Origin of the sequence: Bacillus sp. 105MF (genome assembly GCF_000374885.1) — a bacterium.
Lineage (GTDB): Bacteria > Bacillota > Bacilli > Bacillales > Bacillaceae_G > Bacillus_A > Bacillus_A pseudomycoides.
On record NZ_KB895637.1, the window covers coordinates 1 to 8113 of the forward strand.

Annotated in this window: 7 protein-coding genes and 2 rRNA genes; 7 read left to right on the forward strand and 2 right to left on the reverse strand. The window is 33.5% G+C overall.

Annotated elements, in window-relative coordinates:
- Nucleotides 1-95, reverse strand: a 16S ribosomal RNA gene (locus C564_RS0130505); the annotation flags it as partial.
- A 459-nt stretch (nt 96-554) separates the two neighbouring features.
- On the opposite strand from C564_RS0130505, the gene C564_RS0130510 reads away from it, so the two are divergent.
- The 7 genes from C564_RS0130510 (at nt 555) to C564_RS0130540 (ending at nt 7385) form a co-directional block, all read left to right on the forward strand.
- The gene (locus tag C564_RS0130510) at nt 555-1268 is read left to right on the forward strand and encodes a response regulator transcription factor (protein WP_003205619.1); all 714 of its coding nucleotides are present in this window, start codon (nt 555-557) and stop codon (nt 1266-1268) included.
- The gene (locus C564_RS0130515) at nt 1258-2301 is read left to right on the forward strand and encodes a sensor histidine kinase (RefSeq protein WP_018768088.1); all 1044 of its coding nucleotides are present in this window, start codon (nt 1258-1260) and stop codon (nt 2299-2301) included. Before C564_RS0130510 ends, C564_RS0130515 begins: the two co-directional genes overlap by 11 nt.
- A 63-nt stretch (nt 2302-2364) precedes the next feature.
- A complete protein-coding gene (locus C564_RS0130520) occupies nt 2365-3285 on the forward strand; it encodes an ABC transporter ATP-binding protein (protein WP_018768089.1) in 921 nt (306 codons plus the stop codon).
- Nucleotides 3278-4015 carry an ABC transporter permease gene (locus tag C564_RS0130525; protein WP_016132255.1) on the forward strand — a complete coding sequence of 246 codons (738 nt, stop codon included), beginning with the start codon at nt 3278-3280 and terminating at the stop codon, nt 4013-4015. The genes C564_RS0130520 and C564_RS0130525 overlap by 8 nt, the downstream gene beginning before the upstream one ends.
- Before the next feature lie 214 nt (nt 4016-4229).
- Nucleotides 4230-5753: a serine hydrolase domain-containing protein gene (locus C564_RS0130530; protein ID WP_018768090.1), complete on the forward strand. Its 1524-nt coding sequence runs from the start codon at nt 4230-4232 to the stop codon at nt 5751-5753.
- Nucleotides 5754-5805: 52 nt separating this feature from the next.
- Entirely contained in the window at nt 5806-6603 is a 798-nt protein-coding gene (bacA, locus tag C564_RS0130535; protein ID WP_018768091.1) for an undecaprenyl-diphosphate phosphatase, read from the forward strand.
- Nucleotides 6604-6938: 335 nt separating this feature from the next.
- Nucleotides 6939-7385 (forward strand): ASCH domain-containing protein, encoded by a 447-nt coding sequence (locus C564_RS0130540; protein WP_018768092.1) that lies wholly within the window; start codon nt 6939-6941, stop codon nt 7383-7385.
- A 485-nt stretch (nt 7386-7870) separates the two neighbouring features.
- Here C564_RS0130540 and rrf read toward each other — a convergent pair.
- A 5S ribosomal RNA gene (gene rrf, locus C564_RS0130545) occupies nt 7871-7986 on the reverse strand.
- Between the last annotated feature and the right edge of the window lie 127 nt (nt 7987-8113).

Genomic DNA, 8113 nt, shown 5'->3' on the forward strand with positions numbered 1-8113 from the left:
TTCATAAGAGCAAGCTCTTAATCCATTCGCTCGACTTGCATGTATTAGGCACGCCGCCAGCGTTCATCCTGAGCCAGGATCAAACTCTCCAATAAAGTTAGTTTGTCTAGCATCTAAAAATAAAAATTGACGTTTCACGTTGTTTGTTTCGTTCAGTTTTCAAAGAACTTGTTTGCCGCTCATTTGCGACTCCCTTATGTTAACACTTTCATGTTTCAATGTCAACTAAGTTTTTTATTTCGTTTGTCGCGTTTTGTGTTGTTGCTATCGGCGACTCGTATAATACTACACCTCTATATAGTAATCGTCAATAGCTTTTCAAAATTTTTTTTGATAGATTTATTCCTTCTTTATGTAGCATTGATCTCCCCCCTTCTTTCCACTTAGTTTCTCCCAGCTATAAATCTTTAGTAGATTATCATACATTTGCATTTCTCTATTTGATTCTATACTTACAACCTTATTTTAACAATTCATAGTATATAATGAGATAGCTATTGTATTTTTCATTATCGAAAACAAAATACAAAACTCTATTATAAGCAGGTGAAACTATGGAAGATATCCGTGTACTTATAGCAGACGACGAAAAAGAAATACGAGATTTATTAAAAAAATATCTAGAACGAGAATTATATACAGTTGATATCGCTATAAATGGTGAAGAAGCTCTTCACTTATTTAATCAAAATAAATATAACCTCATCATACTAGATCTTATGATGCCTAAAGTTGATGGTATCGAAGTATGTAGAAGACTTAGGAATAAAACAAATATCCCCATATTAATGCTCACTGCTAAAGATCAAGAAGTAGATAAAATTTTAGGCTTAAGCATAGGGGCAGACGATTATATTACAAAGCCTTTTAGTATTAATGAAGTGGTTGCTAGAATAAAAGCTCTTATGAGGCGTTTTTTAGTATTAGGGAGTAACGCTAGCGTACAAGAAAAAACACTCTTAACATTCAAAGGACTAACAATTGATGTAAACAAGTACATAGTTAACGTAGATGGCAAAGAAATATCTTTAACTGGAAAAGAACTTGAACTATTAAAGTTCTTCGCCTCAAATCCTGAACAAGTTTTTACAAAGACGCAACTCTTCCGCAATGTTTGGGATAGTAATTATATAGAAGATGATAATACCGTTATGGTGCACATTCGAAAGCTTAGAAAGAAAATCGAGGCTGACCCTTCAAATCCCAAATTCATCCAAACCATCTGGGGCATCGGTTATAAATTTGTAGGTGAGAAGCATGAAGAATGATAAAGTTCTGTATCTTCTTCTATTGCAACTTTTAGCAATCACGGTACTCCTATTTATAGATATAAGTAACAATCAATTAGAAACAGGAAGATTAGCTTTATTTATTGCACTCTTCATTATGACAATCAGTCTTTTCTTTATAAGACTTCATTTCATCGAAAATCGAAAATCCATGGTTACCGGATTAAAACGTGCTATCAAGGGAAATACACATGCAAGACTCTATACAAATAACGATCATTCATTGGATGAAGTAATCTTTTCTACAAATGAATTAATAACCGCGCTAGAAAAAGTACAAATTGAAGCTGTAAAATCTCATGAATCTAGAAAACAGCTCCTATCTAGTATTTCGCATGATATCCGGACACCCCTTACTTCTATTATTGGCTATGTTGATGCTTTAAAAGATGATATTGCTACTTCAGAAGAAGAGAAACGAGAATATCTTGAAATTATTTCAAAGAAATCAGGCAACTTAAAACAATTAGTTGATGAAATATTTAATATGGCCAAGCTAGATGCAGATGAATTTCCATTGAAGGAAGAGCCTCTCAATTTTGCTGAAATTGCTAGAGAATCTTTAATTGAATTTTTACCTGAACTAACAAAACATGATTTAGAGTTACAAGTTAGCATCCCAGAAACACCTTGTCCCGTTACAGCAGATTATCTTAGCCTTATACGAGTTATAGGTAACCTCATGAAAAATGCTATATATTACGGAAAATCCGGAAAGATAATAGGAATAAAACTCTTAGAGACGACTAATGAATATCAGCTGCTTATTTGGGATAAAGGACCTGGAATTTCAAAACATGATTTAAATAATGTATTTGAGAGAATGTACCGAAGTGAACAATCAAGGAACCATTCTCATGGCGGGAGTGGTCTAGGACTTGCTATCGCTAAAGCTCTCGTAGAAAAAAACGGCGGGAAAATATGGGTAGAAAGTATTCCGTGGGAAAGAACCACATTTGGATTTTCTATCCCAAAACAAACCATTTTTAAGAAACAGTTAAGAAATGATTAAGTAGCAGTTAAATCCTCCTTTATATCATGTAATTAAGAGCTTATGGAAAGCAGGTGTTTCAAAATGAATGCAATTATAAAGACAACAAATCTCACTAAGATTTATGGCAAACAAAAATCAGTAGATACTCTAAATATAACTGTAAACCAAGGAGAGATTTACGGATTTATCGGGCGAAATGGTGCTGGTAAAACGACTACAATTCGAATGCTACTAGGATTAATAAGACCTACAAGCGGAAAAATCGAAATATTCGGGGAAGATTTTTTTCAACACCAAAAAGAAATTTTAAGGAGAATCGGTTCTATCGTTGAGGTTCCGGGGTTCTATGAAAACCTAACTGCAAGAGAGAATCTATTAATTAATGCAAAGATAATCGGGGTTCATAAAAAGAATGCGATTGGAGAAGCACTAGAAATTGTAGGCTTGCAGAATGAAACAAAAAAGCTAGTAGGAAAATACTCTTTAGGGATGAAACAGCGGTTAGGAATTGCAAGGGCTCTTCTCCATTATCCAGAACTGTTAATATTAGATGAACCAACTAATGGTTTAGATCCAATTGGTATTAAAGAAATGCGAAAGCTCATTAAATCTTTAGCACAAGAAAGAAATATAACGATATTAATTTCCAGTCATATTTTAGCTGAAGTCGAACAGCTAGTCGATCATATGGGAATTATTCATGAAGGAAAGTTATTAGAGGAAATTGCTCTTGATACACTTCGAAAAACAAATCGGAAATACTTAGAATTCCAAGTAAATAACGATAATAAAGCTGCAATGTTGTTAGAAAACCAATTCCATATTTCGGATTATGAGGTTCATGATGAAGGTAACATTCGCGTCTATTCCCATTTTGGACAACAAGGACAGATTAATAAAACATTTGTCCAAAACGATATCGAAGTATTAAAAATTATGATGAGCGAAGATAGATTAGAAGATTACTTCACCAAATTAGTTGGAGGTGGAACAATTGGTTAATCTACTATACACCGAACTATTAAAATTAAAACGTTCTAACATGTTCTTAATTAGTATTATTGGAGCAGCTGTGGCACCTTTTATGGTAGTAGTAGCTTCATATGTACACATAAAAACAAAAAATCCTAATCCAACTATACTATTTGATAGACTGTTCTCTGATGTCAATCTATATACTGTTTTAATAATTGGAATCCCCCTATACGGTGTAGTGACTGCTTATCTCTTTAACCGAGAATATACGGAAGATACATTAAAAAATCTATTAACCATTCCTGTATCACGTATTAACTTTATTATAAGTAAATTCATCCTCCTATTTGTTTGGATTATGATGCTAACTATAGTTGCTTGGGGACTAACTTTATTATTAGGATTATTAGGAAACTTCTCTGGCTTCAGTAGCTCATTACTTCTGCAATCTTTAATAAAATTTTTAATGTGTGGCGGATTTCTTTTTATTTTATCAACCCCTATTGTACTGCTAACCCTTGTAATGAAAACTTATGTTCCGCCTATCATATTAACAATCGTTATAACGATGATAAATGTTATGACTGCAAACTCAGAGCACAAAGATTTATTTCCTTGGGCAGCAACAATCGATATAGTAAATAACGAACTGCAACCAACATATCCTCCGGAATATTCATATATCATCATTGCAGCTACATCTATTATCGGCTTTATCACAACAATATTCTATTTTAAAAAGGTTGATATTCATTAATCTAAGTAGATAAATCAAGAAATTTATTAGTAGATGCGTTATGTACCACTTAAAATCAGACTTTTATTAAAAGTCGTTCCCACACCTCTCTTTTGTTCCCCCTGGTAATTTTGAGGTGTGGGTCTAATTTCCGGTTATATGGATTAAACACTCCCTATAAAAGATTTCAACCACTTTGTCATCTATTATTACCCACAGACAGGAGCTATTAAAGATGAATAAAAAGAAGATACTCTACCATTACCTTTCTACCAGTTTTTTAATACTAGTCTTTCTTATCCCATTTTCACAAATTAGCTTTGCTGAAAGTGAACAAACTAAAGAACAACGCATACAACAAATTGACCAATTTATTAAAGAACAACAAGAGCTTAGTCAAATACCAGGAATATCAGTAGTCATTGTCGAAAAAGGAAAAACTGTTTATCAAAAAGGATTTGGGTACGCAGATTTAAGAACAAAAAAGCCCGTGAATGAAGATACTTTATTTGAGCTAGCTTCAACAAGTAAAGCTTTTACAGGTTTAGCTATTTTGCAATTAGAAAAAGAGGGCTTACTAAAAAGAACTGACGATATCACAAAATTTTTACCCTGGCTAAAATTAACTTATAACGATAAACCAGTAAATATTACTTTAAATCATTTGCTTTATCAAACTAGCGGAATACCTTCTACCACTATTAGCGATATTCCCATCAGTACAGAGAATGATGCACTAGAAGCAACCGTCAAAACATTACAACACACAAAATTGGATCATAAGCCAGGAAGCTCTTTTGAATACGCAACTATTAATTATGATATTTTAGGACTTGTAATTGAAAAAGTGACAAAAAAGCCATATGAAGTTTATATGAAGCAAAACATCTTAAACCAAATTGGAATGAAAAATTCATTAGTAGGCTACTTACAAGGACAATCCAATGAGATGGCTACTGGGTATAAATTAAGATTTATGAGACCATATGCATATACACAACCTATCTATCGTGGTAATACACCCGCAGGTTATGTTATCAGTAATACAAATGATTTAGCAAAATGGATGAATCTTCAATTAGGAACTGAAACAAACGATTCTATTGATCCACAACTAATTTCGGATTCACATATCCCTGATAAGACAGTGAAACCAGTTGCTAATAATAGCTACTATGCCAGTGGATGGGTTGTTTTACAAAAAGACAAAAAAATTGTATTCCATGATGGAGAAAATCCAAACTTTTCGTCTTTTATTATAATGCAACCGGATGAACAAACAGGTGTAGCGGTGTTAGCAAATATGAAAAGTACATTTACTACATCAATTGGTCAAGGTGTTATAGATCTCTGGAACGGAAAGAACATTTCCGGTACACAGCAAATAGATAGCTTTCAAAAGGTAGATAAAATAGCAACCATAATATTCATTGTGACAGCGTGCTTAAGTATATTATTTATAATTTTAACCATAAGACTTATAAGAAGGTTATTACAAAAACGCCGAAATTGGACTTTATTAAACAAAAAGAAATTCATATTATTTCTCATAAATATATGTGTCGTTGCAGGGGGACTACTATTCTTTTTAAAACTCCCCAAAATACTACTTGGAGCACCTTGGTCGTTTATTACAGTATGGGCTCCCGTTACAGTTACACTAACAATGTATAGCTTTATAACAGTTATAATTTTATATTCCATCTATACAACTTTAATGTTTTTTACTAAAAAAGAAATGAATAGATTTATTTCTTAACATTGTATTTCATAGATAGCTTTTCATTAATATTTTGTATAGGAGTGAAATTATGAGCAATACAATTATTGCCTTCATACTCGGTATTGTAGAAGGACTAGCAGAATTCCTACCTATTTCTTCTACTGGGCATCTTATACTAGTAGGACACTTATTAGGTTTTGAAGGAGAAAGAGCAAAAACATTTGAGATTGTCATACAATTAGGAGCAATTTTAGCTATTGCTGTTTTATATCACAAACGCCTTGTTTCCTTATGTAACATTAAGCCTCTCTTGCAGAAAGAGAAAAAATTCAATGCACTACATGTTTTCCTAGGTGTATTCCCAGCTGTAGTTGCTGGCTTACTATTACATGATGTAATCAAAACATACTTATTTCAGCCATATACTGTCGTTATCGGACTTGTAGCAGGAGCTATTCTTATGATTTTTGCAGAAGTTAAAAAACCTGAAGCTACCTCTTATTCATTAGATGATTTAACATATCGTCAAGCATTAACAATTGGATTATTTCAATGTCTAGCGATATATCCTGGTTTTTCAAGAGCTGGATCCACAATGTCTGGAGGATTGTTAGCAAAAGTAAATTATAACGCTGCATCAGAATTTTCTTTTCTTATCGCTCTTCCTGTCATGGTTGGTGCAACAGGTCTAGACTTATTAAAAAGTTGGGAACATTTAAGTATAGATGATATTCCCATGTTTGCAGTAGGATTTATTACTTCTTTTGTAGTAGCAATGTTGGCAGTAGTAACTTTTTTAAAGTTACTAGCAAAAATCGGTTTAAAGCCATTTGCCTATTACCGCATTTTGTTAGCCATTGTGTTCACTCTCTTCGTATTGCTCTAACTATAGAAAGATCACCTATAAAAAGACAACAACTAACCGATATTCCTATGAAAGAATCGGTTAGTTGCAATTATACCACCCTAACAGACGTACCTTCTTCATTTTGACGAAAAGATACGTTAAACAAACTCTCCATAAAAAGCGTTGGTTTTATTACTCGAAATAAATTATCTAATCTTGAAAACTTAGGTAGTCGTTTAAAATGGCTTGACTTCTTTATTCCGAATATTCTTTAATATTATTATAGAGGTTTATAGGAAAGATAGATGAGCAGAACCTTATGGCAATGAATTATGTATTTGACTATATAATAGAGAAATAGGTGAATGATACAAATGTACCAATTAGCACAAAAGTATTGGGATGAGTATTGGAAGGAAAGTGAAAAACCTCAATCTGTCAGTGCATGGCAGTTCGGAGCATCTCCTGACTATCTTGCTCAATTAGTAATTGATGGCGTGAAAACAGCAACATGCTCTGGTCATATCTTCTATGAACTAGACAATGAGCCGCTTCCTACGACAAATGATTATAGCATTATCTTAAATAGCCAGGATGAGCCTGTAGCCATTATTAAAACAATAGAAGTAACTGTAACACCAATGAATGAAGTTCCCGAAGAATTTGCCATTGCAGAAGGCGAAGGTGATCGAACTTATGACTACTGGAGAAAAGCACATATAAAATTTTTCACAGAAGAGTTACACAAAATTGGACGTGAATTTTCTGAAGACATGTTACTCGTTTGTGAGCGTTTTAAACTCATTGATATCAAAAGATAAACATAGCTACTATTCACACTTAAGCCCATCATCTATGATTCGAGAGATACATATAGATGATGGGCTTATGTTATTATCTCTAACTTGGAGAAAAGAAGCCTTATGAAGGACTGCAAAAAAATATAAACAATACTTACATATACAAAACATTTTTGCAGAGCATCTCACATTCTCACAAACTATCAATGCTTCTCCAGAACAATTCGTCAAAAATACTTATATGATTCTGAGCAAGCACTTCTAGAGTAGGTAAAGCATCACATATTGAGAGGCCACGGTTAGCCACCGAGCAAGAAATGTTAGAACATACAAGATATCCAGTTGGTGGAGTACCTTCATTCAGAATTAAAATCTATTTTTACTGGAGGCGTTTCTCCGTACTCTTTAGTAAAATAAAAGTGGATAGAGGAAAATTATTTGCATACGGAAATAGGTATTATGTTATTAACCACAAAAAAACCTAAGTCGAAACGACTTAGGTTTTTGCTTGGCGACGTCCTACTCTCACAGGGACAAGGTCCCAACTACCATCGGCGCTAGAGAGCTTAACTTCCGTGTTCGGTATGGGAACGGGTGTGACCTCTCTGCCATCATCACCAAACTATTGAAGGCATATTCCTTCAAAACTAGATAACATTTGCTTCATATTATATGGTTAAGTCCTCGATCTATTAGTATTCGTCAGCTCCACATGTCACCATGCTTCCACCTCGAACCTATCAACCTGA